Below are 217 nucleotides of genomic sequence, written 5' to 3'. Positions count from 1 at the left end.
CTGCGTCCCTCCATTGCTCAAACGATAAAGAGGTGGTACAGGAATATCAACCTGTTGTCCATCGCCTACGCCTGTCGGCCTCGGCTTAGGTCCTGACTAACCCTGCGCGGACGAGCCTTCCTCAGGAAACCTTAGGCATTCGGTGGACGGGATTCTCACCCGTCTTTCGCTACTCATACCGGCATTCTCACTTCTAAGCGCTCCACCAGTCCTTCCG

Annotated in this window: 1 rRNA gene; it reads right to left on the bottom strand. The window is 55.8% G+C overall.

Annotated features, from left to right (window positions below):
* Window positions 1-217 (bottom strand): 23S ribosomal RNA (locus MR170_RS32040); the annotation flags it as partial.

This window comes from Bacillus cereus group sp. BfR-BA-01524, assembly GCF_022662595.1.
Taxonomy (GTDB): Bacteria; Bacillota; Bacilli; order Bacillales; family Bacillaceae_G; genus Bacillus_A; species Bacillus_A thuringiensis_S.
Note: the sequence above shows the minus strand (reverse complement) of the source record. Positions and strands in the feature narration are given on the sequence as shown.